Annotated in this window: 1 protein-coding gene; it reads right to left on the bottom strand. The window is 42.9% G+C overall.

The window, feature by feature from the left end; genetic code table 11:
* On the bottom strand, positions 1-403 hold a 403-nt coding region (locus tag ACTQXY_RS15605), incomplete at both ends, for an Ig-like domain-containing protein (protein ID WP_441660226.1).

The following is a 403-nucleotide window of genomic DNA, read 5'->3' as shown; positions in this document are numbered from 1 at the left end:
CCCTGCTACACTTACTGCTCCCTGATCTACCGCATTTAATGTAATCTTTACAGTACAAGCCGGACTGGTTACATCATTTGTAGTCCCCGATACCACGCATGACTCTTTGTTTGTGATCAGATTATCCGTCGGCGAGGAAAGATTTAATGTCGGCGGAACCGTATCGACTTTGAATGTAACTGTTTTTGCAGCCACTTTATTTCCATCAAAATCCGCCGCATTGATTTCTATTGTGTGACTTCCATCTTTCAGGGTGATCGTATGCGTACACTTATACCCATTTGTCACCTTCGTTTTAGTAGGTGTCACGGAACTTGAATCTACTTTAATCGTAATTGTATCCGGGTTCACTCCACTGTCGTTATCTGTTACGGTAAATTCGATTTCCACGGTGGTATTCGTC

The organism is Faecalimonas sp. LCP19S3_D12, assembly GCF_052121495.1.
In the GTDB taxonomy this organism is placed as follows: domain Bacteria; phylum Bacillota; class Clostridia; order Lachnospirales; family Lachnospiraceae; genus Faecalimonas.
Note: the sequence above shows the minus strand (reverse complement) of the source record. Positions and strands in the feature narration are given on the sequence as shown.